We start from the raw sequence: 24,714 nt of genomic DNA, 5'->3' as shown, positions 1-24,714 counted from the left end.
ACTCGTCCAGTGATTCGAAACACGAAAACCCTTAGCGGCGCGCGCGTCTCGGCCTCCGTCGCCTTCGGCCTGCAGGGGTTCATGCTGGCCGTACTGCTCACCCAGCTCCCCCAGTTCAAGGAGGACCTCGGGTTCAGCGACACCCTCGTGGCCGTGACGGTCGTGGGTGTCTCGGTCGTCGCGGGTGTCGGCAGCGTCGTCGCCGAGCAACTCGCGAAGGCCACCTCCAGTCGCACCACGCTCCGCGTGGGCCTGTTCGTCATTGCGGCCGGTGCGGTGGTGATCGCGCTCGCGACATCGACACCGGCGTTCCTGGCCGCCTTCGCGTTCTACGGAATCGGACTCGGCATCGTCGACGCGTCGGCCAACATGCAGGCGGTGTCGATTCAGCACGCGTACGGCCGCGTCATCCTCTCGTCGTTCCACGCATCGTGGAGCGTCGGCGCGATCGTCGGTGCCGGGTTCGTCGCGGTCTTCTCGACGCTCGAGCTGTCGGTCATGGCGTCCGTGCTCGTCGCAGCCGTACTGGTCGCGGCGATCTGTGCATGGATCGGCCCGCGCCTGCTGCACGCCGGCCACCAGCGGTCCGCGACCGCTGCCGCCGTCCCGGTCGCGATCCCGCTACGACCGTTCCTCGCACTCGGGATCGCGATGATGCTGTTCTACGCGATCGACTTCGGCGTCGGCACCTACTCACCGCTGTATCTCAAGGAGGTACTGCTGTCCGATGCCGGTACCGCAGCCCTCGCGATGGCGGCCTACCAGGTGACCGCGCTGATCTCGCGGCTGACCGGCGACCTCTGGGTCCGGAAGTTCGGCGAGATCGCCGTGGTGCGGGTCGGGGCGATCATCAGCGTGATCGGTCTTCTGATGGTGGTCGTCGCGCAGGCACCGGCGTTCGCGATCGCCGGATTCTTCGTGGTCGGCCTCGGCGCCCCCGTCATCGCGCCCCTGAGCTTCAGTGCCGCGGGCCGGCTCGCGCCCCCGGACCAGACCGACGTGGTCGTCGCCCGCATCAACCTGTTCAACTACGCCGGGACCGTGATCGCCGGCGCCGTCATCGGCGGCATCGCGGCGGTGTCGGACCTGCGGGTCGGATTCGTCGCCCCGCTGCTGTTCGCGGTGGCATTGTTCCTGCTCGCGCCCGCATTCGCGCCGCGCCGCGTACCGTCCGGCACCACCCCGACCGAATCCGCGCCCACCGGCGCCTGACCGTGTGTGTCCCGGACCGAGCCATCCGGTCCGTCCAAGACCGAGTCTTCGAGTCCGTCCCGGACAGTGGTGTACTTACCCGGGACACACACGACGTACACGAGGTGGAGCTGTGACGATTTCCGTCGACCGGGCCGGACTCTGGGATGCCGAGGCATTGGCCGACGTCGCCGCGGTGACGTTCCCGCTCGCATGCCCGCCGCACGCCACGCGGGAGGACATCGCGGCGTTCATCGACAACGTGCTCTCCGCGGAGAAGTTCAGCGAGTACCTCACCGACTCGACCCGCACAGTGCTCAAGGCCACCAGCAACGGGGAGATCGTCGGCTACGTGATGCTGATCGACGGAACCCCTGACGACGACGCGGTGCGGTCCGCGGTGTCCCTGCACCCCACCACCGAGATCAGCAAGCTGTACGTGCTGCCCGGTCGGCACGGCACCGGCGTCTCGGCGGCGCTGATGGACGCGGCGGTCGATCATGCACGGAACGCGAACTGCGCCGGGGTGTGGCTGGGCGTCAACCAGGAGAACGAGCGGGCGCAGCGGTTCTATGTCAAGAACGGCTTCGAGAAGGTCGGCACCAAGACGTTTCAGGTGGGCGCCCAGACCCACCACGACTTCGTGATGCAGCGCAGCGTCTGACCGCTGCGCCGCCTCACGAGGCGTGGATCAGATCAGGCAGCGACCTCGAAGCGCGACAGCGCGAGCAGGCGCGACGTGGCACGCAGGTACTTCTTGCGGTAGCCACCGGCGACCATCTCCGGGGTGAAGATCTCGTCGAGCTTCGCGCCCGACACCGTCACCGGGATGCTGGCGTCGTAGAGGCGGTCGGCGAGAACCACCAGTCGCAGGGCGACGGACTGGTCCGCGGCCGGGTGGACGCCCTTGATGAACACGGCCGGGACGCCCGCGACGAGCTTGCCGTAGCGCGACGGGTGCAGCGTGCTCAGGTGCGCGCACAGCTCGTCGAAGTCGTCGAGCGTGGCGCCCTCGATCGCGTCGGCGCGCTCGAGTAGATCGGCGTCGTCGGTGGGCTCGGGGGCGGGCGGCAGGTCCCGGTGGCGGTAGTCGGGTCCGTCGACGCGGATGGTCTCGAAGATCGAACCGAGCTTCTTGATCTCGCGCAGGAAGTCCTGCGCCGCGAAGCGCCCCTCACCGAGCTGGCCGGGCAGCGTGTTCGACGTCGCGACGATCGAGACGCCGCGCGCCGACAGCTCGGTCAGCAGACGCGAGACCAGCATGGTGTCGCCCGGATCGTCGAGTTCGAACTCGTCGATGCAGAGCACGCTGTGGGACGACAGTTCCTCGACCGCCCGGTTGAAGCCGAGGGCACCGACGACGTGCGTCAGCTCGACGAACGTGCCGAACGCTTTGGGCGAGGGCGAGCTGTGGAAGATCGATGCGAGCAGGTGAGTCTTACCGACGCCGAAGCCGCCGTCGAGGTACAGACCGGCGCCCGTGGACGGCGCCTTCTTGCCGAACAGGCCGCGGCGTCCGCCGCCACGGATCTTCGCGACCTTGCCCGCGAACTCCTCGGCCTTGCTGACCGCGGCAGCCTGGCTCGGCTCCTTGGGATCGGGAATATAGGACGCGAAACTGACCTCGTCGAACATCGCCGGGGGCACCATTTGAGCAACCAATTGATCGGCCGGCACCACCGGATTGCGATCGACAAGACGTGCATGCATGCACTGAGCGTATCGACGTGCTGTGATCGAACACGTGCACCGTCTGGATATTGCGACCTACCTCACACGAGAAGCAGACAGCAGCGACCGGCCGTCCGAGCTGAGCGACGACGACCTGCGCTCACTGTACGGATATCCGGCGGGTCTCGACAGACCGTGGGTTCGCGTCAACTTCGTCGCCAGCGTCGACGGCGCCGTGTCCGTCGACGGCGCCAGCGCGGGGCTCGGGACCCCTGCGGACAAGCGGGTGTTCACCGTTTTGCGTGAGCTCGCCGAGGTGATCGTCGTCGGCGCCGGCACCGTCCGCGCGGAGAACTACGGCGGCGCCCGCACCTCCCCCGAATTGGCCCGGCGGCGACGGGACGCGGGCCTGGCGGCGGTGCCTCCGATCGCGGTGGTGACCGCGAGCGCGAACCTCGACCCCGAATCGCGACTGTTCACCGACACGTCCGTCCCACCGCTCGTCCTGACCTCTGCCTCCGCGGACCCGGACCGCCTGGCCCGGCTCCGCGACGCCGGAGCCGACGTCGAGATCGTCTCCGATCGGGACGTCACCGGGCCCGCCGTGGTCGCCACTCTCGAGCGTCGCGGGCTGCGACGGGTGCTGTGCGAGGGCGGACCCGGCCTGTTCGGCACCCTGGTCGCCGACGGCGTCGTCGACGAGTTGTGTCTGACGACGTCTCCGCAACTGGTTGCCGGCGGCGCGGGCCGCATCGCGATGTCCCCTGCGGCGAACCCCACGCCGATGAGCCGAGCGCACGTGCTCGGCGACGACGACGGCACACTGCTCACGCGATGGGTACGCGCCCGCGGTGTGTGACGCACCTGGCAGGCTGTTCCGCATGCAGTCGCTTGTGAGCAGGATCGGGGTCGCCGCGATCGCCGGGGCCGTTCTGGCCGTCTGCACCGCGTGCGGCGCGGGCCCGTCGGTTCGACCCGACGTCGCCGTTGTCGAGCAGGGCGGCGGCAACCCGACGACCACGGAGACCGACGCACCGGCGCCGAAACTGCAGACACCGGTGAAGGATCTGAACTGGGTCGACTGCAAGGACGCCACGCTCGCCGCCGCCGGCCTCGAACCCGGCCCGGCCGGGCTGTCGCTGGAATGCGCCGATTACGCGGCGCCCCTCGACGCCACCGGGTCGGCGATGGGCCCCGTCGAGGTGGGCGCACTGCGCGCGCGTCTGCCGCAGACGCCCGCCGATGCCGCGCCCGTGGTGCTGACGTCCGGGTCCGACGTCGCGTCCTCGACCACCCTCGCGGCGCTCGCGACCGGCCCGAGTTCCACGCTGCTCGAGCGGCAGCCGATCGTCGCGATCGATCGACGCGGGATCGGGTCGTCGACGCCGATCGATTGCGGCCGGTCGATGGACCGACGCGCGCTCGCCGATCTGGGACAGTTCGGTCCCGCTGATCCGGCCGCTTCGCAGGGCGTGGACGAGGTGGCGACGCTGGCCCGGGACGCGACGGTGGCGTGCACCGATGCCCTGCAGCCGTCCGAGCTCGCGTACGACACCGCGCACGCCGCCGACGATCTCGAACAGCTGCGGCGCATCTGGCAGGTCGAGCGCCTGGGCATCCTCGGCACCGGCAACGGCGCGTCGGTCGCCCTGGCGTACGCGGCTCGGTACCCCGACCAGGTGGGCCGGCTGGTGCTCGACGCGCCGGCCGCCACGACCGTCGATGCCGCAACGGCGGCCGAACACCGGGTGCAGGGCCAGGAAGCGGCACTCGCCGACTTCAGCCGGCGCTGCGCCGCCCTGAACTGCTCGCTCGGACCGGATCCGACGGCCGCGATCACGGCGCTGCGAGACCGCGCCGCCGCCGGCGAGCTGGCGACGGTGTCGTCGAGCGCACTGCTGGCGACGGTCTCCGCATTCCTGGGATCCCCGCGCGGCGACCAACCTGCGCGCGTGCGCGAACTGGCGGACATGCTCTCGGCCGCGGGACGCGGCGACACCGGCCCGTTGCTCGGACTGATCGGCACGACCGACGCCGCGATCGGCACCGACGGACAGTTCGTCGCACGATGCAGCGACGGCCAGCAGTGGCCGGGCCCGGGACGAGCCCGCGAACTGCAGGAGGCGTGGGGCGTGAAGTATCCGATGTTCGGCGCCGACGCCGCTGTCGGGTTGATGCGCTGCTCGGCGTGGCCGACCATGTCGCCGCCCCCGCTCCCCGGACGCCTCGACGTACCGGTCCTGGTGTTCAGCGGCGCGGCGGACCCCGTCGTCGGCAATGCGGGCCTGCCCACCGTGACCGGCTCCCTCGCGAGCGCCGGCGCCGAGTGGTCGAGCATGACGTGGGAGGGCTACGGCCACCCGGTGACGACGCATTCGGACTGCGCGCGTCAATCCCTGACCCGCTACCTCGCTTCCGCCGAGCTCCCGACCGACGGCAGCGCGTGCCCGGCGTGACGCGCGGGGGTTGCCGCGGCTGACCGAGGCCGCGGCGGTGTACCGTGCCGTAGTGTTCCTTCGACGATTCGAGCCGCGTACCGGCCGCACCACCGCCGAGGTCATCAACTTCGCTCTGTGGCCTATCGCAGTGATGACTGTGCTGCATCGAGTGTTCGTGTTGGCGGTCAACGGATCCCACACCGACGACTTCGCCCCGGTGTACCGAGCGGCCCTGGCGTTCCTCAATCGCCGTGAGGTCTACACCGCCGATTTCAATTCGGTGGATCCGCACTACCTCTACCAGCCCAGCGGCACGTTGTTGTTGTCGCCGCTCGCGCTCATCGATCCCGAGAAGTCGCGCTGGCTGTTCATCCTCGCCAACGCGATCGCCGTGATCATCGCGCTGTATCTGTTGCTGAAGATGTTCGACCTGGCACTGAACTCGGTGGCCGCACCGATCCTGCTGTTCGCAGCGTTCTCGACGGAAACCGTCACGAACACGCTCGTCTTCTCGAACATCAACGGCATCATCCTGCTGGGCGAGGTGGCGTTCCTGTTCCTGCTCCTGCGACGGCGGGACCTGTGGTCCGGCGCCGCGATCGGACTGACGCTCGCGGTCAAACCGATCCTCGCGCCCCTGCTGCTGCTGCCGCTGGTGCGGGGTCAGTGGAAGGTGTTCGTCACCGCGATCGGCATCCCGGTGGTCCTGATGGCCGTGGCCTGGCCGCTGTCGGCGGATCCGATGGCGTTCATCGAGCATACGCTGCCGTACCTGTCGGAGTCCCGCGACTACTTCAACAGCGCGATCGTCGGAAATGGCACCTACTTCGGCCTGCCCGTCGCGCTGATCTGGGCTCTGCGTATCGCTTTCGCGGCGATGGTCCTGGTGTCGCTGTGGCTGCTGTACCGGTACTACCGGCACGACGAACTGTTCTTCGTCGCGACCGCCTCGGGCGTGATCATGGGAGCGTCGTTCCTGCTGCTGTCGCTGGGCCAGATGTACTACTCGATGCTGCTGTTCCCGCTGATCATGACGGTGGTGCTGCGCAACTCCGTGATGCGTAACTGGCCGGCGTGGCTCGCGGTGTACGGGTTCCTCAGTGCGGACGCCTGGTTCTCGAACCGGTTCATCGAGACCGGCCGCGCAGCCGAATACCTGAAGCCGACGATGGGCTGGAGCCTGCTGCTGATCGTCATCTTCGCGGTGCTCGCGAACCGCTACCTGACGTCGAAGCGCGAGGGACGGCTGGACTCGGGTATCGATCCGGACTTCCTCGTCGCCGAACAGAGCGCCGACACCCCGGTGCCGGCCAAGGTCTGACGCACGGGTTCGCGGATCGTATTAGCGTGAGGCCATGAGTTCCACACAGGATTCCGGCCTGCCCGCACCCACGTTCCGGCGCAGTGACGCCGAATGGCGCGCACATCTGACACCCGAGGAGTACCAGGTGCTCCGCCAGGCGGGGACCGAGCGTCCCCACGTCGGCGAGTACACCGACACGACCACCGAGGGTGTGTACTCGTGCCGCGCGTGCGGTGCCGAGTTGTTCCGCAGCACCGAGAAGTTCGAGTCGCACTGCGGATGGCCGTCGTTCTTCGACCCCGCGGGCTCGGACGCCGTCATCCTGCGAGCCGACAATACGCTCGGCATGCACCGCGTCGAGGTGCTGTGCAGCAACTGCCACAGCCACCTCGGGCACGTCTTCGAGGGCGAGGGCTACCCCACCCCGACCGACCAGCGGTACTGCATCAACAGCATCTCGTTGCGGCTGCAGCCGGCGGACGGCTCGTAGAACGACGCTGCCCCCGGCAACCCGGGCTGCCGGGGGGGGGCAGCCGGGCGCCACAGCCGGCCGGACAACCGCCTACGGGCGGTCCGGCCAGCCGGGTTGAGTCAAGACCACTGCCGGCACCGCCCTCAGCGGCGGGATCGGGTCGAGTTCCCGGAGATCCTCGTCGTCCTCGATCTCAGCCCAGAACTCGTCCGCCGAGACATCGAGGCCGAGAACGATCCACGGCGGCCCGGCTTGCTGGTACGCGTACGAGACCGTTCCGGTGCGGGGAATCGTCGTAGCGAACAGCCGATCGCCGACGGGATACCCCTGCTGCTCGCCGACCAGCGTGAGCGCTTCCGGTGCGAGGTCGGCGTCGAGAAGGATGCTCGCGACCGCATCGTCGAAAACTCGCTGGGCACAGACTTCCTCGTCCGCAGCCCACCCGGCGAACTCCGGGAAACGTGCGCAACACAATACGTGGGAGCTGTCCGAGTCTCGGTACAAGCGAAACACGGGAAATCCGCCGGCCATCGGACACGACTGTACAGAACCCCGAGACCGCCTGGTCCGCCGTCGGTCCCGCTACTTGGCGACACGCCCCCGCGCGGCGAGCGAGTTCAGCACGGCCGCGGCCTCGTCGGCGCCGTCGACGGTAACGGTGAACTTGGAGCCGTCACCGCGCGTGACGCGCAACGCGGCACCGGGCCGGACCAGCAGGCCGACGCCGTCCGGGCCGACACGGTAGCCGATGCCGCCGTACCGGTTGATCAGCCCGATGTGTACGACATCGGCGCGGGCGATCTCGTCGAGCGGGATCCGCCGACGACCGCCGGTGAGCACGTAGCGCGTCTCGAGTCCACGCCCGTCCACGACGACGTACACCGGCGCGAGCGTGAGGCCCATCAACACCGCGCCCAGCACGGCCGCACCGAGCAGCATCAGGACGGCTCCGCTCGACGCGGTCGCGGCCGACCAGGCGATCAGCGCGGTCGGCAGCAGCGCCAGCGCCGCCCCGAGCCACCAGGACATCGCGGCCGACCCGGTCCACACGACGGTCTCGGTATCGGCCAGATCGAGGCGAGCCGCGTCCGCCGGCGGGGCCGAGGCCGCCGCCGCCGGCGCCGGTCGCCCGATCAGCGCCAGGCCGGCGAATGCGGCGACGACGCCCACCGCGGCAACCGGCAGGAGCCACCATCCACCGAACGACGCATCCGCCGCGTCGGCGAGGCCTCGCTGCGAGGACAACAGGGCGACGGGCAGGATCGCGACCGCGGTGCCCGTTCCCGCCGACACCGCCGCACCCGTCCGCGCGGCACGCACGTCACGACGGGTGAGCGCCAACAGGATTCCCCCGAGCAGCACGGCGAAGGCGAGACCGAGCACCGGCGACCACTGCGCGGCCGCGCGGGAGGCGAAGCCGTCGGCGGCGCCGCCGGGACCGAAGTGGACGGCGACCGGGTCGGGCAGGTCACCGGACCATGCCGCCAGGACGGCGATCGCGGCGGTCGCCGCGGCGACCGGGGCGAGTAACGCACCACCCAGCCCCCGAACCCACGAAACGTTTTGCACCGCAGTCGAGTCGGTCATGTCATCTCCTTCTTCACCAGGTCGAGCAGGTCTGCCGCGCTCATGCCGTGCCGCCGCGCCTCCGCGACGAGACCGCGGACCGCCTCCTGCAGCCGGCCCCGCACCGAGGCATCTGCCGAGACGACGGCACCGCGACCGCGGCGCAGTTCGATCAACCCCTCGTCCCGCAGCATCTGGTAGCCGCGCAGCACGGTGTGCACGTTGAGGTCGAGGGACGACGCCAGATCCCGGGCGGAGGGCAACCGCTCCCCCGCGACGACGGACCCGTCGGCGATCGCGCCTCGCACCGACGCGGCGAACTGCTCGTACAGCGGGACGGACGACGACTGATCGATGCGAATGAGCACACACCCACCATATTGTTCTAGTTCAAATAGAACAAGTCAGAGCGGCGGGTCGAACGCCTTGATCGGCGGCAGCACCCCGTCGAACCGCTCGACCTGCACCAGTGCGTGCTGCCCGGAGCAGCCGTGCGACAGCCGGGAGGTGCCGATGTCGGCGGTCAGCACGTTCGGATTGCCGTGCACGCACATCGAGTCGGGGTCCGCCGGGTCGAGCGGGTCGTACCAGGCGCCGGTCGACAGTTGCACCACCCCGCGCAGGACGCCGTCGTCGAGCACCACACCGGCGAGGCAGGATCCGCGATCGTTGAACACCCGCACCACCTCACCGGCGCCGAGTCCCCGCGCGGCCGCGTCGGACGGATGGATCCGGATCGGCTCCCGCCCACGGATCTTCGACGCCTGACTGACCGCACCGTGGTCCAGCTGCCCGTGCAACCGGGTCTTCGGCTGATTGGCGATCAGGTGCAACGGGAAACGCTGCGCCCGCTCGCCGCCGAGCCACTCGTCGGGTTCGTACCAGCGCGGGTGCCCGGCACAGTCGTCGTAGCCGAAACCGTCGACGGCGGCGGAGAAAATCTCGATCCTCCCGCTCGGGGTGGTGAGCGGGTTGCGCTCGGGATCGTCACGGAACTCAGAGAACAGCGACAGACCGTCCTCCGTCCGCATCCGCACGTGCCCGCGCCGCCAGAACTCGCCGAACGGGGGTGCTTCGAGGTGCGCCGGGTCCGTGAGCACGAATCCTCGCCACTGCTCGTACAGGTGCTCGATCCACTGATGTGCGGTGCGGCCCTCGGTGAACCGGGCCCCGAACCCGAGACGGTGCGCGAGCGCGGCGAACGTGTCGTAGTCGTCGCGCGCATCGGCGTACCGGGGCACCGCGCGGTGCATCGCGACCAGCAGCGGATCGTTGCGGGTGCACGCGAGATCGTCGCGTTCGAGCGATGTGGTCGACGGCACCACGATGTCAGCGTGCCGGGCCATCGGCGTCCAGTACGGTTCGTGCACGACGATCGTGTCCGGTCGGGCCAGCGCACGCCGCAGCCGGGCCAGGTCCTGATGATGGTGGAACGGATTGCCGCCGGCCCAGTGCACGAGTCGGATGTCCGGGTAGGTGAGGCGTCGGCCGTCGTAGTCGAACTCCTCCCCCGGATGCAGCAGCAGGTCCGAGATCGCCGCGACGGGGATGAAGTCCGGGACGGGGTTGGCGCCCTGGAACAGCGTCGGCAGCGGGTACGGCACCGGCGCCAGCCCGGGTTCGTTCATCGATCCGTAGCCGTGCCCGAATCCGCCTCCGGGAAGCCCGATCTGGCCGAGCATCGCCGCGAGCGTCACGCCCATCCACGGGGCCTGCTCGCCGAACCGGACGCGCTGCAGCGACCACGTCACCGTCACCATCGTGCGTCCGCCGGCCATCCGTCGGGCCAGCGCGGCGATCTGCTCCGCCGGGACGCCGGAGAGTGCCGACGCCCAGCCCGGCGTCTTGGGCACGCCGTCGGTGCGTCCCAGGAGATAATCCTCGAATCGGTCGTACCCCACGCAGTAGCGGCTCAGGAATGCCTTGTCGTGCAATCCCTCCGACGCCAGTACGTACGCGAGCGCGAGCATGATCGCGACGTCGGTGCCGGGGATCGGTGCGATCCACTCGCACCGGCCGTGCAGGTCGTCGCGCAGCGGGCTGATCGAGACCACCTCGCCGCCGCGATCCCGAAATCGGTCGAGGGCACCGCGCGTGGGATGTGCGCTGGTGCCGCCGCTGTTGACGGCGGTGTTCTTGAGCGGCACGCCGCCGAAGCACACCATCAGATCGGTGTGGTCGGCGATCACGTCCCAGTTGGTGGAGCGGGCGAACAGCTTCCAGTGGGTGCCCACCACGCGCGGCATGATGACGCCGGTAGCGCCGAGCGAATAGCTGTGCACCGAGCGGGTGTAGCCGCCGAGCATGTTGAGGAAGCGGTGGATCTGGCTCTGCGCATGATGGAATCGTCCGGCGCTGGCCCAGCCGTACGAGCCGCCGAAGATCGCGCGATTGCCGTGGGTGTCGACGACGCGACGCAGTTCGTGCGCCAGCAGATCGAGCAACTCGTCCCACGACACGGCCACGAACTCGTCGGAGCCGCGGACGTCGGACGGCCCGGGCCCCTGCTCGAGCCAGCCGCGGCGGACCGCGGGGCCGGCGATGCGTGAACGGTGGCGCACCGACCCGGGCAGGTTACCCAGAATGGGTGACGGATCAGCGTCCCCGGAGAACGGGTTCACTGCGCTCACGTCGCCGCCGGCGGACTCGACCTCGAACATGCCCCAGTGCGCCATGTGCTGGTACCGCGCCGACGAAGTCACGGCCTCAGTCTTCCAGCCGGACTCAGGGCACGGAGAAGACACCTGTTCCGGCGATGAACTCGAAGCCCGTCGTCATCGATGCGGTCACGAGTCCCGCCCCGGTGAACACGCTGACCGCCTCGCTGTAGGGAAGCACCAGCATCCCGGCGGTTCCGGTGCCGAGGTTCCTCCAGTGCATGTAGTAGCTGCCCTTGACGTTCGGTTGCCCAGGCTCGGTCGGATACAGAGCGGGGAACGTCACCGTCCCCGGCACCTCACCGGTGATCGCCACCGGGTTGAACGAGCATGGGTTGAAGAAAGTGCTGCAGTTCGTGACGAACGGAACCTGAAAGGTGTTCATGGTGGGTGTGGCCGATGCTTGGGGAATCGGACACATCGCGACACCAATCACGACGCCGACCGTCAGGACACCCGCACCGAGGAACCGTCGTGGACTCCACATCGCATGCCCCTCTCGTGGGCCCGCTGATGTGCTCAGGATACGAGGGCCGAGCCACCTCGCGCCGCGGTACACACGAAACACCCCGCCACCTGTCGGGTGCGGGGTGTGGTCGTATCGGGTCAGGGCAGCGAGTTGACCAGCTGCTCGACGGTGACCCGCGGACCGGTGAAGAACGGGGTCTCCTCACGCACGTGCATGCGGGCCTCGGTAGCGCGCAGGTCGCGCATCAGGTCGACGATGCGGTCCAGCTCCGGGGCCTCGAACGCGAGGATCCACTCGTAGTCGCCGAGCGCGAACGCCGGGATCGTGTTGGCGCGGACATCCGGGTAGGTGCGGCCGGCCATGCCGTGATCGGCGAGCATCTTGCGACGGTCGGCGTCGGGCAGCAGGTACCACTCGTACGAGCGGACGAACGGGTACACGCAGATGTAGTCGCCCGCATCCTCGCCGGCGATGAAGGCCGGAACGTGGCTCTTGTTGAACTCGGCGGGACGGTGCAGCGCGACGTTGGACCACACCGGGTCGCTCACCTGGCCGAGGTCGGTGGTGCGGCGGAAGTCCTTGTACAGCTTCTGCAGATCCTCGAGGCGCTCCGCGTGCGTCCAGATCATGAAGTCGGCGTCGGCGCGGACGCCGGCGACGTCGTAGATGCCGCGCACGACGACGTCGGTGTCCTCGAACGAGTCGAAGAACGCCTGCGCCTGCTTCACGGCTGCGGCGCGGTCGTCACCGAGGACGCCGGGCTGCACCTGGAAGACGGAGAACATCGCGTAGCGAAGGGTGGAATTGAGCTTGTCGAAATCGAGGCGTGCCATGCCGCTCATCCTGCCACTCGGGCCGCGAGCCGTGTCGCCGCCGTCGTCGCGGACGCCACGCATGCCGGGACGCCGACTCCGTGCAGGTACGCACCCGCGATCTCGAGCCCGTCCACGTCGGCCGCGGCGGCCTCGATCGCGGCCACCCGATCCAGGTGACCGGGTGCATACTGCGGCAGCCCGCCGTGCCAGCGCGCGACGATCGCGTCGACCGGGTCGGCGCGCACGCCCGTGACGGTCTCCAGATCGGCGCGGGCCTTCGCGATCAACTGCTCGTCGGTGGAATCGACGACGGCGGCGTCCCCGAACCGTCCGTACGACGCCCGCACCAGCGTGACGTCCCGGTCGGCCAGGTGCGGCCACTTGCGGCTCGACAGCGTGAACGCCTTCGCGCCCAACGACTCCCCCGTCGCGACGAGGACCCCGGAGTTCTCCGGGACACCGGCGTCGGTGGGCAGGGCAAGCGCGACGACCGCGGAGGATGCGAGTTCGATGCCGCGGGCCGCCTCGGCCAGCAGGGGTGCGGCGTCGGCGACCAGGCCGACCATCTGCGGCGCCGGCACCGCGAGCACGATCCCGTCGACGTGGCCGAGGGGATCGATCCACCAGCCGTCCTCGTCCCGGCGCAGGCCGGTCGCGGACGCGTCCAGGACCATCTCGGGTGCGGCGGCGTCGCGCAGCGCGGCGAGCAGGACGCCGTAGCCGTCGCGCAGGGCGCCGAACACCGGCCCCGGGGACGGTGTCGGCAGCGCCGCCCGCACGGCCGCGGACAGGCTCGGGGCACCCGAGTCGAGCGCGGCGGCCAGCGTCGGCAGCGCGGCCCGGACCCCGATCGAGTCCGACAACCCCGAATAGACGCCACCGAGGAGCGGATCGACCGACCGGCGCACCACCTGCTCACCGAAACGGCCGCCGACCAGGGTCGCGACGTCCACATCGGCCGCCGGATCCCACTCGAACGGCACGGTCGGCTCGGCGACGATGCGCGCGAGGGTGTCCGCGTCGACAAGTCCGGCCATCGACTGCGGATCCGACGGGATGCCCATCAGCGTCCGTGAGGGCAACGGGTGGAGCGAGCCCTGCGACCAGATCAGTGGCGATCGTCCCGCCGGATGGACCAACTGGTCCTGCAGGCCCAGCTCGACGATGAGGTCCGCAACCTCCGGGCGGCGCGCGATGAACGCCTCGGCGCCCACGTCGACGGGATCGCCCGCGAGATCGACGGTCCGCAGCTTGCCACCGGTCCGTGAGCCCGCCTCGACGACGGTGATCCGGGCGCCGTCACCGAGCCGCTGCCGCAGCCGATAGGCCGCGACGAGCCCGGTGACGCCGCCACCGACGACCGCTACCGAGACGCGCCGACCGGTCACAACGAATGCACCAGCTCCACGACGTCGGTGAGCACGGCCGGATCGGTCTCCGGCAGCACGCCGTGGCCGAGGTTGAAGATGTGCCCGGTGGCGCCGGCCGCGATCGCGGCGTCCGCCTCCGCGGCGATGCGCCGCACCTGCTTCTCGATCGCGGGCCAGCCCGCGAACAGGACGGCGGGATCGAGGTTGCCCTGCAGCCCCTTGCCTGGCCCGACGCGGCGGGCGGCGACGTCCAGCGGGATCCGCCAGTCGACGCCGACGACGTCGGCGCCGGCTTCGCCCATCGCACCGAGGAGTTCACCGGTGCCGACACCGAAGTGGATGCGCGGCACCTGGGCCGACTCGACCTCGGCGAACACCCGCTCCGAGTGCGGCAGCACGAACTCGCGGTACTCGGCCAGCGACAGCGCGCCCGCCCACGAATCGAACAACTGGACCGCGTCGACGCCGGCATGCAGCTGCGCCTGCAGGAACGCGATGGTGGTGTCGGTGATGGTGCCGAGGAGCGCGTGCCAGGTCTTGGGATCGGCGTGCATGAGCGCCTTGGTGCGCTCGTGGTTGCGACTCGGGCCGCCCTCGACCAGGTACGACGCGAGCGTGAACGGGGCACCGGCGAAACCGATCAGCGGCGTCTCGCCGAGCTCGGCGGTGAGCAGCCGGACAGCCTGCGACACGGCGCCGACCTCGTCGGGAACCAGGCGGGGCAGCGCCGCGACGTCGGCGGTGGTCCGCACGGGGTTCGCGACGACGGGTCCGACACCGGCCACGATGTCGAGGTCGATGCCCGCAGCCTTCAGCGGAACGACGATGTCGGAGAACAGGATCGCCGCGTCGACCTTGTGCCGCCGCACGGGCTGCATCGTGATCTCGCAGACCAACTCGGGATCGAAGCAGGACTCGAGCATCCCGATTCCCGCCCGGATCTCCCGGTACTCCGGCAACGAGCGTCCGGCCTGACGCATGAACCACACGGGTCGATGCTTCACCGGACGGCCGGTGGCCGCCGCCAACAACGGTGCGTCGCCCAGGACCCGTCGAGACGGGTACTCGGCACGCCCGGTCATACCTGCATTCGTATCTTCCAAGCCGCTCATCGGGCTCCATGCTGCCATGGCCCGGCGCCGGGGCGGAATCGGCGCGCCTCCGACGCCCTACCAGGTGCGGCGTCTAACGTCCGCTGGTGTGACGACCCCGGGATTACCCAACGAACCCGCCCAGTTCCGCGCCGCTGTCGACGCGATGAACTCGGCCGAGGTTCACCCGGATATCGAGCTCGGCCCGATCCGTCCCCCGCAGCGCCTCGCGCCGTTCAGCTACGCGATCGGCGCGGAGGTCCGCCACCCCGACGACGCGGCCGTCGCGGAGCAGTCCGAAGGGGACGCATTCGGACGGCTGATCCTGCTTCACGATCCCGACGGCGACGAGGCGTGGAACGGCACCATGCGGCTGGTCGCCTACATCCAGGCCGACCTCGAGCCGGCCCTCGCCGCCGATCCCCTCCTCCCCGAGGTCGCGTGGAGCTGGCTGGTCGACGCCCTCGACGAGCGGGCCGACGAGGTGGTCGCGCTCGGTGGCACGGTGACGGCGACCAGCTCGGTGCGCTACGGCGACATCGCGGGGCCACCGCGGGCCCATCAACTCGAGCTCCGGGCGTCGTGGACGGCGACATCCACCGCCCTGGCCTCCCACGTCGAGGCCTTCTGCGAGGTCCTCGCCTACGCCGCCGGCCTGCCGCCGGCCGGAATCGCGAGGCTGGGTCGGCGGCCCTGAGCCGCAGCGGCCACCGATCGCTACACCTCGACGCCGCTCCATCCGCTAACCCGTCCCTTCCTCGTCCACATCGTCCGCATCCACGGTGTCCGCTGCGCCGGCTCGGGTGCCGGCATGCCCCGGGACGCCCGCCGACAGCCGGCGGGCGTGCGCCCAGTCGAAAAAGTCGGCGACACCCTGCGCCACCCGGAAACTCCGGATGGACGGGAAGATGTCGAACGCGTGCTGGGCGCCCCGCAGCTCGGCGTACGCCACCGGATTCGCCGACACCTCACGCAGACGATCGACGAACTCGCGGGCCTCGGCGACGGGAATGAACGAGTCGCTGGTCCCGTGCACCACGAAGAACGGGGGCGCATCCTCGCGCAGGTGCGCACGCGGCGACGCCGCGAGGTAGTCCCGCGGGAACTGCGCCTTCTTGCCCAGCACCATCGGTGAGAGCGCGGATTCGACCCGCTGACGCGTCGCCTTGATCCCCGTCTCCCCCGCGAAGTCGTACACGCCGTAGTGCGGGGCGCACGCCTGGACCGAGGTGTCCGCATCCTCGAAACCGGGTTGCAGGCCGGCGTCGCCACCCGTCAACGCCAACATCGCTGCCAAGTGGCCGCCGGCCGAACCGCCGGTGACAGCGATGAAATCGGGATCCCCGCCGAACCGGGCGACATTGCCGCGCAACCACGAGACCGCCCGCTTGATGGCGATGAGGTGCTCCGGCCACACCGCCTTCGGCGACAGCGGATAGTTGATCGCGGCGCACACCCACCCACGCGACGCCATCTCCAGCATCAGCGGGATGCCCTGATGATCCTTGGTGCCGATGACCCACCCGCCACCGTGGATCTGCAGCAGGACAGGCGCATTCGCCGGAGTGTCCCGGCGGTGGTAGATGTCGATCCGGAATCGTCGACCGCCGGGCGCATAGTCCAGGTTCTTCACCCGCACGACGTCGTCCCGGCGCATCCGGAACGGGAACGCCAACTGCCGCCACGGCGTCTGCGGGACCGGACGCGCCGCGCCGCCCACCGATCGATAGTCGGGTCCCAACGCCGATTCGAGCGCCGACTCCACCTCGGCCCGCGCCCCACGTCCGGTCGCGATCACGGCTGCGAGTCCCGCGATCGAAGCCCCGGCGGCGGCGAGTCCGACGGCGTCGCCGCGACTCCGGACGCCGTGGCGGGCGACGTGGACAGCAGCATCGGCCGCGGTCGCAGCAAGCAACTGAGGAGCGAGTTCCGTGGTCAGCCATCCGGACAGGAACGTCGGCACCGACATCGGCATCCCCGGCACCGGTCGCAGCGCGTTGGCCGTCAGCGCAGTATTTGCCACCTGACGTAACAGGAACCTGTTATCAATCCTCATAAACCTATTTAACCATGATGTTTGTCACAACGCCCACGTCAAAATGGAACAGGTTCTACCGTTAGCTGCATGGAGAGACTCAGTGGATTGGATGCCAGCTTCCTCTATCTCGAAACCCCGACCCAGATGCTTCACGTGTGTGGCCTCATCATTCTCGACGGGTCCACCATCCCGGGTGGCTATTCTTTCGCAAAGCTGCGAGACGAGTTGGCCGTTCGCGTCAAATCGATGCCGAGCTTCAAGCGTCGGCTCAAGGACACGCGCTTCAACCTGGACCACCCCGTGTGGGTCGACGACACCGACTTCGACATCGATCGCCACTTCCACCGGATCGCGGTACCCGCGCCGGGCGGCCGTGACGAGCTTTCGGAAATGTGCAGTTCGATCGCCAGCCAGCCCATGGACCGCACCCGCCCGCTGTGGGAAATGTTCGTCATCGAGGGCCTCGAAGACGGCTCGGTAGCCGTGATGTCGAAGATGCACCACGCCAACGTCGACGGTGTCACCGGCTCCAACCTCATGTCACAGCTCTGCGGGCTCGAGCCCGACGCCCCCAGGCCCGAGTTCGATCAGCTTCCCGAGGGAGCCGGTCGCGCGAGCTCACTCGACATCGCCGTCAACGGCCTGCTGTCGTTCGCCACGCGACCATTGAAGATGGCGAAGCTGCTCCCGGACAGCGTGTCGCTGCTGCCGAACTGGATCGGGCGGGCCCGCAAGGGCGAGGCGATGCCGACGCCGTTCACCGCGCCGCGCACGTCGTTCAACGGCGCGATCACCGGACGCCGGACCATCGCGTACAACGAACTGAGCCTCGACGACGTCAAGCTCGTCAAGAACGCTTTCGGCGTCAAGGTCAACGACGTCGTGCTGACGATGTGCGCCGGCGCGCTGCGCAAGTACCTCGAGGACCGCAACGAACTCCCCGACAGCTCACTGGTCGCGACGGTACCGGTCTCCGTCCACGACAAGTCGGACCGTCCGGGCACCAACCAGATCTCGGTCATGTTCACCCAGCTCGGGACCGACATCGCCGATCCGGTCGAGCGGCTGCACTTCATCGCCGAGCACAACGCGATCAACAAGGACCACCACAACGAGGCGCTGGGCGCGACCCTGCTGCAGGACTGGGCGCAGTTCGCGGCGCCGGCCACGTTCGGCAGCGCGATGCGGGTGTACTCCAAGCTGAAGCTGGCCGAGCGTCACCCCGTGGTGCACAACCTCGTGGTCTCGAACGTCCCCGGCCCGCCGATGCCGCTCTACTTCCTGGGCGCGCGCATCAAGCAGATGTATCCGCTCGGACCGGTCTTCCACGGCGCCGGCCTCAACGTGACGGTGATGTCGCTCGAGGGCCGACTCGACGTGGGCCTGGTCTCCTGCAAGGAACTCGCGCCGCACCTGTGGGATCTGGCGGACGCGTTCCCGGCGGCCCTGGCCGAACTCGTCAAGGCCGCACGCGCGCAAGCACGGAAGAAGAAGCAGCCAGCAGTCCCTCGGTGAACGGCCCGGCGTTCATGACGCACGACGAGTGACCGCAGTCCACCTCGTACGTGGCGGCGCCGGCGATCTGGCGAGCGAGCCAGCGCTGGCGCCGCGGGGGGATGATCAGGTCCTTCGTGGGCACCACGACGGCGGTGGGGACGTCGATGTCGCCGACCCACGCCGTCGAATCGAACTTGCCGATCTCGGCGGTGGCCCGACCGATCGCACCGTAACTGGTCTCCCGGAACTGGGAGTACGCCCACACCCGATCTCCGCCGAACCGCGGCCCGCCGACCGGGACCGGACCGGGACGCGGCTTGAGCGCACCGAGCCCCGCACTGAGCGATTCGAGCGCCACCCGTTCACGCGAGTTCCGCTTGAAGTGCGCCGCGCCCGCGCACAGCACCAGACCCGCGACGCGGTCGCGGTGCCGCTTCCACGTGAGCTGCGAGACCAACGAACCCATCGAGTACCCGACCGGCACGACACGGTCGAGCTCCAGAGTGTCGGCGAGCGCGACGACGTCGTCGGCGCAGTCCTCGAGCGTGAATCGCTCCGAGCGGATGCCACGCCCGTGCCAACGCTGATCGAGGACCACCACCCGCGACTTCGCCGCGAGCTTGGCGATGGCCGGGTACCACGTCAGCGTGCCGGTGCACGCGAGCGCGTGCAGCAGCACCAGCGTCGGCTTTCCACGGTTCTCCGGGGTGGCACCCGTATCGATGACGTAGGTGCTGCCCCGGCCCGGTAACTCCACCATGGACCCGGCCGGCACCTCGCCGACGGGAGCGACGGCGGCCGCAAGGTTGAGCATCGATCTGCCTTCCGATCAGGTGTCCTCGATCCGCCCGGAGAAGCCGAGCGGACAAAACTGAAACTCGTTCTACCTCATGGGCCGCACCGCCCGCGAGCGATTCCGACATTCCGCCCGGGCGCACCGACGGGCCGGTCGGTGCGCCGACCAGGCACCGTCACCCGCCGGAGTGGTCTTGGTCACATGTTCAACTTTTTGGCAGAATCGCCGCGCGACGCGCAGATCTCGACGTGAGATCGCGCCCTCGCCACGTAGAGTTGCCCCCTATGCCAGATACCACCGAGCCCACCCCCGTCCCCGTACCACTATTGGTTCCGGCAGACGGGGTGCCGCCGGTGATCGAGACGGCCGACGGCGTCCGCGACGCCGCCGAGCGCATCGCCGCGGGCGCCGGCCCCCTCGCCGTCGACGCGGAGCGCGCGTCCGGATTCCGCTACTCGTCCCGCGCGTACCTGGTGCAGTTGCGGCGTGCCGGCGCCGGCACGTTCCTGCTCGATCCGATTCCGACGTCGGAGGATCTGGCACCACTTCGTGACGCGATCAACGACCTCGAGTGGGTGCTGCACTCCGCCGACCAGGATCTGCCATGTCTCGCCGAGCTCGGCCTCGAACCGGCCGCACTGTTCGACACCGAACTGGCCGGACGGCTCGCCGGCTTCGAACGCGTGGGCCTGGCCGCGATCGTCGAACGCACGCTCGGGCTCGAGCTCCGCAAGGGTCACGGGGCGGCCGACTGGTCGTCGCGTCCACTGCCCGACGCGTGGCTCAACTACGCAGCCCTCGACGTCGAGGTGCTCCTCGAGCTCCAGGACGCCATGGCGAAAGAGCTTGCATCCCAGGACAAGACGGAATGGGCGAGGCAGGAGTTCGAGCACGTCCGGCTCGCCGGACCGCCGCAGCCCAAGCCGGAGCGGTGGCGGCGAACGTCACAGATCCACAGCCTCAAGAGCCCCCGCCAACTCGCCGCGGTCCGCGAGTTGTGGACCGCCCGCGACGAGGTGGCCCGCAAGCGCGACATCTCCCCCAGTCGCATCCTGCCGGACTCGGCGATCGTCGCCGCGGCGAGCGCCGATCCCAAGAGCATGGAGACGCTACGGGCCCTGCCCGTCTTCGGCGGACCGCGCCAGCGCCGGTCGTCACGGCTGTGGCTGTCCGCTCTCGAGCGCGCCCGTGCGCTGCCGCAGACGGAACTGCCCCCGATCAATCAGCCCTTCACCGGGCCGCCGCCGCCCAGCCGATGGGCCAAGCGCGACCCCGAGGCGGCCGCACGCCTGAACGCCGCCAAGGCCGGCATCACCGAACTCAGCGAGCGAGTGCAGGTGCCTGTCGAGAACCTGCTCAGCCCCGACCTGGTGCGTCGGATCTGCTGGGAGCCGCCGGTCGACGAGTCGGATCCGTCGGCGGCGATCGACGCGGCTCTCGCGGTGGGCGGCGCGCGTCCGTGGCAGCGCGAACTGACCGTGCCCATCCTCGCGGAAGCGGTCCGGGCACAGCCCTGAACTGCGTCGATGGGGTCAGCTACGCCCCGTATGTTACCGGCGGGTAATTAGCGCTACAGTGGTGCGTGTCGGGTCTTCGACTCGGCGTGACCGCTCCACTCCCGCCAGGAGGAATCCAGCGTGGCTGCATCCGCTACCCAGAGAAACGTCGTCTTCGTCGACGGCATCCGCACGCCGTTCGGCAAGGCCGGCCCGAAGGGCATCTACGCCGAAACTCGGGCCGACGACCTGGTCGTCAAGGCCATCCGTGAGCTGCTGCGCCGCAACCCCCAGCTCGATCCTTCGCGGATCGACGAGGTGGCGATCGCCGCGACCACCCAGACCGGCGACCAGGGCCTGACCATCGGCCGCACGTCCGCGATCCTCGCGGGTCTACCCGAGACGGTCCCGGGCTTCGCGATCGACCGCATGTGCGCCGGCGCGATGACCGCCGTCACCACCACCGCGTCGGGCATCGGCTTCGGCCAGTACGACGTCGTGATCGCCGGCGGCGTCGAGCACATGGGCCGCCACCCGATGGGGCAGGGCGCCGACCCGAACCCCCGCTTCCTCGCCGACCGCCTGGTCGACCCGAGCGCACTGGTGATGGGCAACACCGCCGAGAACCTGCACGACCGGTTCCCGAGCATCACCAAGGAACGCACCGACGCCTACGCCGTCGCGTCGCAGAACAAGTACGAGGCCGCCAAGAAGGCTGGTTTCATCGCCGACACCCTGGTGCCGGTCGCCACCCGTTCCGAGGCGGGCTGGGGCCTGGCCACCGAGGACGAGCCGCCGCGCCCGGGCACGACGCTCGAGGACCTGGCCAAGCTCAAGACCCCGTTCCGGCCGGCCGGCCGCATCACCGCCGGTAACGCGGCGGGCCTCAACGACGGCGCCACCGCCGCGATCCTCGCCGGTGAGGACATCGCCCGCGAGCTGGGCCTGCCCGTCGGCATGCGCATGGTCGGCTTCGCCTTCCAGGGCGTCGACCCCGCCGTCATGGGCATAGGTCCCGTCCCCGCGACCGAGAAGCTGCTCGCCCGCACCGGCATGAAGATCGAGGACATCGGTCTGTTCGAGATCAACGAGGCGTTCGCCGTGCAGGTGCTCGCCTTCCTCGAGCACTTCGGTATCGCCGACGACGATCCGCGGGTCAACCAGTGGGGCGGTGCCATCGCATGCGGCCACCCGCTGGCCTCCTCGGGCGTCCGCCTGATGACCCAGCTCTCGCGCCAGTTCGCGCAGAACCCGGACGTCCGCTACGGCCTGACTACGATGTGCATCGGCCTCGGCATGGGCGGCACCGTCATCTGGGAGAACCCCAATCACAAGGACTACGCAGCCGACGAAGCGGGAGCCAAGTAAATGACCGACATTGCATCCGCTTTCGCCGACGAAGTCGTCACGAACGCCTACACCAAGCTGATCTCGGTGCCCGGCATCGAGGGTCCGGTCGCACTGGTCACCCTCGACAACGGCTTCGACCACACCAAGCCGAACTCCTTCGGCCCGCGGGGCCTGCTGGCGCTCGACAAGGCGCTCGACGAGGCCTTCGCCGCCAACCCGGCCGCCATCGCCGTCACCGGCAAGCCCTTCATCTTCGCGGCCGGCGCGGATCTCAAGGGCGTCCCGAGCATCAGCACCCGCGAGCAGGGCGTCGAGCTCGGCCAGCTGGGGCACCGTGTGTTCCGTCGTCTGCGCGAGTCGTCGGTGCCGACGTTCGCGTTCGTGAACGGCGTCGCGCTCGGCGGCGGCCTCGAGGTGGGTCTGCACTGCCACTACCGCACCTTCGCCGACAACGTCGGCGCGCTCGGGCTGCCCGAGGCGATGCTCGGCCTGGTTCCCGGCTGGGGCGGAACCCAGTTGCTGCCCAACCTGATCGGGCCGTCGAATGCGGTCACCGTCGCGGTCGAGAACCCGCTCAACAACGGCAAGGTCATAGGCTCGAAGAAGGCCCTCGAGCTCGGCATCGCCGACGTCGTACTCGGGTCCGCCGACTTCATCGAGCAGTCCCTCGCGTGGGCCGCACAGGTCCTCGCCGGCGACATCACGCCCGCGCGACCGGAGATCGACCGCGGCGCCGGCTGGGACGAGGCCATCGCCCGCGCCAAGGCGATCGTCGAGGGCAAGACCAAGAACAACGCGCCCGGCGCGGTGCGCACGGTCGAACTGCTCGAGCTGGCCCGCACCACCGACCTCACCGACTCGAAGTCCCTCGACGCCGGGTTCGCCGCCGAGGACAACGCCCTCGCCGACCTGCTCATGACCGACGAGTTGCGCGCCGGCCTGTACGCGTTCGACCTGGTGAACAAGCGCGCCAAGCGCCCCGCCGGAGCGCCCGACAAGTCGTTGGCACGCAAGGTCACCGGTGTCGGCATCGTCGGTGCCGGCCTGATGGCGAGCCAGCTGGCAATGCTGTTCGTCAAGCAGCTCAAGGTGCCGGTCATCCTCACCGACATCGACCAGGAGCGCATCGACAAGGGCGTCGGCTACGTCCACGGCGAGATCGACAAGCTGCTGGCCAAGGGCCGGCTGTCGCCGGACGGCGCGAACCGCCTCAAGGCGCTGGTGACCGGCTCGCTCGACAAGGCCGCGTTCGCGAAGACCGACTTCGTCATCGAGGCCGTCTTCGAGAACATGGACGTCAAGAAGAAGGTGTTCGCCGAACTCGAGGAGCACATCTCCCCCGAGACGGTCCTGGCGACCAACACCTCGTCGCTGTCGATCACGGAGATGGCTGCCGACCTGAAGCATCCCGAGCGCGTGGTCGGCTTCCACTTCTTCAACCCGGTCGCGGTGCTGCCGCTGCTCGAGGTCATCAAGGGTGAGCAGACCGACGATGCCACCCTCGCAACGGCGTTCGCCACCGCCAAGGCGCTCAAGAAGTCGGCCGTCGGATCCGCCGACCTGCCGGGCTTCGTCTTCAACCGCCTGCTGATCCGCGCGCTCGGCGAGGTCATGAACGCGGTCGACGAGGGCACCCCGTTCGACGTCGCCGACAATGCGATCGCCGAACTCGGCATGCCGATGACGCCGTTCACGCTGCTCGCGCTCGTCGGCCCGGCCATCGCACTGCACACCGGCGAGACCCTCAACGCGGCCTACCCGGAGCGCTTCAAGCCGTCCCCCGGACTCGAGGCCATCGTCGAGGCCCGCAAGCCCGGCGTGTGGTCCTGGACCGACAAGGGCCAGGTCGTCGACCCCGAGGTCGCGGCGCTGTGGCAGCAGGGCGACAAGCCGTCCACGTCGGACGAGGTGCTCGAGCGCACGCGTCGCGCGTTCGCCGAGGAGATCCGGATCATGCTCGAGGAGGGCGTCGTCGCCGGTCCCGAGGACATCGACCTGTGCCTGATCCTGGGCGGCGGCTTCGGCTTCTGGAACGGTGGCATCACGCCGTACCTGGACCGGACCGGAACGTCGGAGGCCGCGAACGGCAGGACGTTCCTGGCCAAGGGTGTCGCGAGCGTCTAGCCCGACCCGTCACGAGAGGAGCGCGTCCCCGAGATTGGGGCGCGCTCCTCTTCGCATCGACGGGGTACCGGTCAGGAGATCGCATCCTCCGGAAGCGACTCCCGTGCCGGGATCGTTTCCGGCTCCGACGACTCCGGAACGACGGAGGTATCCGGATCCGCGAGATCGCGCACGTCGCCCCGGGCCAGTTCGCTGTCGAGGATCGGTTCGCCCAGCCCGACCTTCTCCTGGATGCGCTTCATCCAGGCAGGCGCCCACCAGCAGTCGTCGCCGAGCAGCTTCATCACCGCCGGCACCAGGAACATGCGGATCAGGGTCGCGTCGATGACGAGCGCCGAGATCATGCCGTACGCGATGTACTTCATCATCA

23 protein-coding genes are annotated in these 24,714 nt (G+C 69.4%); 11 read left to right on the top strand and 12 right to left on the bottom strand.

The window, feature by feature from the left end; all coding sequences use genetic code 11:
- The first annotated feature begins 9 nt into the window (after positions 1-9).
- Both AB4Z09_RS05185 and AB4Z09_RS05180 read left to right on the top strand, forming a co-directional pair.
- The gene (locus AB4Z09_RS05185) at positions 10-1,212 is read left to right on the top strand and encodes an MFS transporter (protein WP_174909850.1); all 1,203 of its coding nucleotides are present in this window, start codon (positions 10-12) and stop codon (positions 1,210-1,212) included.
- 112 nt (positions 1,213-1,324) lie between these two features.
- A complete protein-coding gene (locus AB4Z09_RS05180; protein WP_174909848.1) occupies positions 1,325-1,855 on the top strand; it encodes a GNAT family N-acetyltransferase in 531 nt (176 codons plus the stop codon).
- 32 nt (positions 1,856-1,887) lie between these two features.
- Here the strand turns inward: AB4Z09_RS05180 and zapE are convergent, their stop codons facing one another.
- On the bottom strand, positions 1,888-2,901 hold the full coding sequence (zapE, locus tag AB4Z09_RS05175; protein ID WP_174909846.1) for a cell division protein ZapE: 1,014 nt from the start codon (positions 2,899-2,901) through the stop codon (positions 1,888-1,890).
- Positions 2,902-2,923: 22 nt separating this feature from the next.
- On the opposite strand from zapE, the gene AB4Z09_RS05170 reads away from it, so the two are divergent.
- From AB4Z09_RS05170 to msrB, 4 genes are read left to right on the top strand one after another with little or no spacing between them, the layout of a single operon-like run.
- Positions 2,924-3,721 (top strand): pyrimidine reductase family protein, encoded by a 798-nt coding sequence (locus tag AB4Z09_RS05170; protein WP_174909844.1) that lies wholly within the window; start codon positions 2,924-2,926, stop codon positions 3,719-3,721.
- 22 nt (positions 3,722-3,743) lie between these two features.
- Complete coding sequence (locus tag AB4Z09_RS05165; protein ID WP_442239305.1) at positions 3,744-5,318, top strand: alpha/beta hydrolase; 1,575 nt, start codon at positions 3,744-3,746, stop codon at positions 5,316-5,318.
- Positions 5,319-5,370: 52 nt separating this feature from the next.
- Complete coding sequence (locus tag AB4Z09_RS05160; protein WP_442239304.1) at positions 5,371-6,621, top strand: glycosyltransferase family 87 protein; 1,251 nt, start codon at positions 5,371-5,373, stop codon at positions 6,619-6,621.
- A gap of 34 nt (positions 6,622-6,655) precedes the next feature.
- Positions 6,656-7,093, top strand: coding sequence for a peptide-methionine (R)-S-oxide reductase MsrB (gene msrB / locus AB4Z09_RS05155; RefSeq protein ID WP_442239303.1), 438 nt, complete (start codon positions 6,656-6,658; stop codon positions 7,091-7,093).
- A gap of 72 nt (positions 7,094-7,165) precedes the next feature.
- Here msrB and AB4Z09_RS05150 read toward each other — a convergent pair whose 3' ends face one another.
- The 8 genes from AB4Z09_RS05150 to hemE all read right to left on the bottom strand — a co-directional run bounded on the left by AB4Z09_RS05150 (position 7,166) and on the right by hemE (position 15,034).
- A complete protein-coding gene (locus AB4Z09_RS05150) occupies positions 7,166-7,588 on the bottom strand; it encodes a hypothetical protein (protein ID WP_442239302.1) in 423 nt (140 codons plus the stop codon).
- 69 nt (positions 7,589-7,657) lie between these two features.
- Positions 7,658-8,662, bottom strand: coding sequence for a DUF1648 domain-containing protein (locus tag AB4Z09_RS05145; RefSeq protein WP_442239301.1), 1,005 nt, complete (start codon positions 8,660-8,662; stop codon positions 7,658-7,660).
- Complete coding sequence (locus tag AB4Z09_RS05140) at positions 8,659-9,009, bottom strand: GntR family transcriptional regulator (RefSeq protein ID WP_174909838.1); 351 nt, start codon at positions 9,007-9,009, stop codon at positions 8,659-8,661. The genes AB4Z09_RS05145 and AB4Z09_RS05140 overlap by 4 nt, the downstream gene beginning before the upstream one ends.
- 36 nt (positions 9,010-9,045) lie before the next feature.
- Positions 9,046-11,316, bottom strand: a complete 2,271-nt coding sequence (locus AB4Z09_RS05135) for a molybdopterin-dependent oxidoreductase (protein ID WP_442239337.1) — start codon at positions 11,314-11,316, stop codon at positions 9,046-9,048.
- A gap of 49 nt (positions 11,317-11,365) precedes the next feature.
- On the bottom strand, positions 11,366-11,785 hold the full coding sequence (locus AB4Z09_RS05130; RefSeq protein WP_174909836.1) for a hypothetical protein: 420 nt from the start codon (positions 11,783-11,785) through the stop codon (positions 11,366-11,368).
- Between the two features lie 119 nt (positions 11,786-11,904).
- Positions 11,905-12,600 carry a hydrogen peroxide-dependent heme synthase gene (gene hemQ / locus AB4Z09_RS05125; protein WP_114724213.1) on the bottom strand — a complete coding sequence of 232 codons (696 nt, stop codon included), beginning with the start codon at positions 12,598-12,600 and terminating at the stop codon, positions 11,905-11,907.
- 5 nt (positions 12,601-12,605) lie between these two features.
- Positions 12,606-13,970 carry a protoporphyrinogen oxidase gene (locus AB4Z09_RS05120; RefSeq protein ID WP_429516405.1) on the bottom strand — a complete coding sequence of 455 codons (1,365 nt, stop codon included), beginning with the start codon at positions 13,968-13,970 and terminating at the stop codon, positions 12,606-12,608.
- Positions 13,967-15,034: a uroporphyrinogen decarboxylase gene (gene hemE, locus AB4Z09_RS05115; RefSeq protein ID WP_174909834.1), complete on the bottom strand. Its 1,068-nt coding sequence runs from the start codon at positions 15,032-15,034 to the stop codon at positions 13,967-13,969. Before hemE ends, AB4Z09_RS05120 begins: the two co-directional genes overlap by 4 nt.
- 118 nt (positions 15,035-15,152) lie before the next feature.
- On the opposite strand from hemE, the gene AB4Z09_RS05110 reads away from it, so the two are divergent.
- A complete protein-coding gene (locus AB4Z09_RS05110; protein ID WP_114724190.1) occupies positions 15,153-15,740 on the top strand; it encodes a DUF3000 domain-containing protein in 588 nt (195 codons plus the stop codon).
- 45 nt (positions 15,741-15,785) lie between these two features.
- Here AB4Z09_RS05110 and AB4Z09_RS05105 read toward each other — a convergent pair whose 3' ends face one another.
- Positions 15,786-17,066 carry an alpha/beta hydrolase gene (locus tag AB4Z09_RS05105; RefSeq protein WP_258558162.1) on the bottom strand — a complete coding sequence of 427 codons (1,281 nt, stop codon included), beginning with the start codon at positions 17,064-17,066 and terminating at the stop codon, positions 15,786-15,788.
- Between the two features lie 102 nt (positions 17,067-17,168).
- On the opposite strand from AB4Z09_RS05105, the gene AB4Z09_RS05100 reads away from it, so the two are divergent.
- Complete coding sequence (locus AB4Z09_RS05100) at positions 17,169-18,596, top strand: WS/DGAT/MGAT family O-acyltransferase (RefSeq protein ID WP_174909832.1); 1,428 nt, start codon at positions 17,169-17,171, stop codon at positions 18,594-18,596.
- Here the strand turns inward: AB4Z09_RS05100 and AB4Z09_RS05095 are convergent.
- The gene (locus tag AB4Z09_RS05095) at positions 18,541-19,392 is read right to left on the bottom strand and encodes an alpha/beta fold hydrolase (protein ID WP_114724192.1); all 852 of its coding nucleotides are present in this window, start codon (positions 19,390-19,392) and stop codon (positions 18,541-18,543) included. The two genes, AB4Z09_RS05100 and AB4Z09_RS05095, sit on opposite strands and share 56 nt — an antisense overlap.
- A gap of 266 nt (positions 19,393-19,658) precedes the next feature.
- On the opposite strand from AB4Z09_RS05095, the gene AB4Z09_RS05090 reads away from it, so the two are divergent.
- The 3 genes from AB4Z09_RS05090 to AB4Z09_RS05080 all read left to right on the top strand — a co-directional run bounded on the left by AB4Z09_RS05090 (position 19,659) and on the right by AB4Z09_RS05080 (position 24,344).
- Positions 19,659-20,891, top strand: coding sequence for an HRDC domain-containing protein (locus tag AB4Z09_RS05090; protein WP_442239300.1), 1,233 nt, complete (start codon positions 19,659-19,661; stop codon positions 20,889-20,891).
- Positions 20,892-21,011: 120 nt separating this feature from the next.
- Positions 21,012-22,238 carry a thiolase family protein gene (locus AB4Z09_RS05085; protein WP_429516407.1) on the top strand — a complete coding sequence of 409 codons (1,227 nt, stop codon included), beginning with the start codon at positions 21,012-21,014 and terminating at the stop codon, positions 22,236-22,238.
- Positions 22,239-24,344 carry a 3-hydroxyacyl-CoA dehydrogenase NAD-binding domain-containing protein gene (locus AB4Z09_RS05080; RefSeq protein WP_442239299.1) on the top strand — a complete coding sequence of 702 codons (2,106 nt, stop codon included), beginning with the start codon at positions 22,239-22,241 and terminating at the stop codon, positions 24,342-24,344.
- 71 nt (positions 24,345-24,415) lie between these two features.
- Here the strand turns inward: AB4Z09_RS05080 and AB4Z09_RS05075 are convergent.
- On the bottom strand, positions 24,416-24,714 hold a 299-nt coding region (locus AB4Z09_RS05075; RefSeq protein ID WP_442239298.1), incomplete at its 5' end, for a hypothetical protein.

The sequence above is a fragment of the Rhodococcus sp. TAF43 genome, from assembly GCF_052113525.1.
In the GTDB taxonomy this organism is placed as follows: domain Bacteria; phylum Actinomycetota; class Actinomycetes; order Mycobacteriales; family Mycobacteriaceae; genus Prescottella.
Note: the sequence above shows the minus strand (reverse complement) of the source record. Positions and strands in the feature narration are given on the sequence as shown.

What these genes read in the sequence shown, in the direction of transcription:
- zapE (WP_174909846.1), bottom strand. Translation starts at nt 2,901, where the DNA reads ATGCATGCACGTCTTGTCGATCGCAATCCGGTGGTGCCGGCCGATCAA.
- AB4Z09_RS05165 (WP_442239305.1), top strand. Translation starts at nt 3,744, where the DNA reads ATGCAGTCGCTTGTGAGCAGGATCGGGGTCGCCGCGATCGCCGGGGCC.
- msrB (WP_442239303.1), top strand. Translation starts at nt 6,656, where the DNA reads ATGAGTTCCACACAGGATTCCGGCCTGCCCGCACCCACGTTCCGGCGC.
- AB4Z09_RS05145 (WP_442239301.1), bottom strand. Translation starts at nt 8,662, where the DNA reads ATGACCGACTCGACTGCGGTGCAAAACGTTTCGTGGGTTCGGGGGCTG.
- AB4Z09_RS05135 (WP_442239337.1), bottom strand. Translation starts at nt 11,316, where the DNA reads ATGGCGCACTGGGGCATGTTCGAGGTCGAGTCCGCCGGCGGCGACGTG.
- AB4Z09_RS05130 (WP_174909836.1), bottom strand. Translation starts at nt 11,785, where the DNA reads ATGTGGAGTCCACGACGGTTCCTCGGTGCGGGTGTCCTGACGGTCGGC.
- hemQ (WP_114724213.1), bottom strand. Translation starts at nt 12,600, where the DNA reads ATGGCACGCCTCGATTTCGACAAGCTCAATTCCACCCTTCGCTACGCG.
- hemE (WP_174909834.1), bottom strand. Translation starts at nt 15,034, where the DNA reads ATGACCGGGCGTGCCGAGTACCCGTCTCGACGGGTCCTGGGCGACGCA.
- AB4Z09_RS05100 (WP_174909832.1), top strand. Translation starts at nt 17,169, where the DNA reads ATGGAGAGACTCAGTGGATTGGATGCCAGCTTCCTCTATCTCGAAACC.
- AB4Z09_RS05095 (WP_114724192.1), bottom strand. Translation starts at nt 19,392, where the DNA reads ATGCTCAACCTTGCGGCCGCCGTCGCTCCCGTCGGCGAGGTGCCGGCC.
- AB4Z09_RS05090 (WP_442239300.1), top strand. Translation starts at nt 19,659, where the DNA reads ATGCCAGATACCACCGAGCCCACCCCCGTCCCCGTACCACTATTGGTT.
- AB4Z09_RS05080 (WP_442239299.1), top strand. Translation starts at nt 22,239, where the DNA reads ATGACCGACATTGCATCCGCTTTCGCCGACGAAGTCGTCACGAACGCC.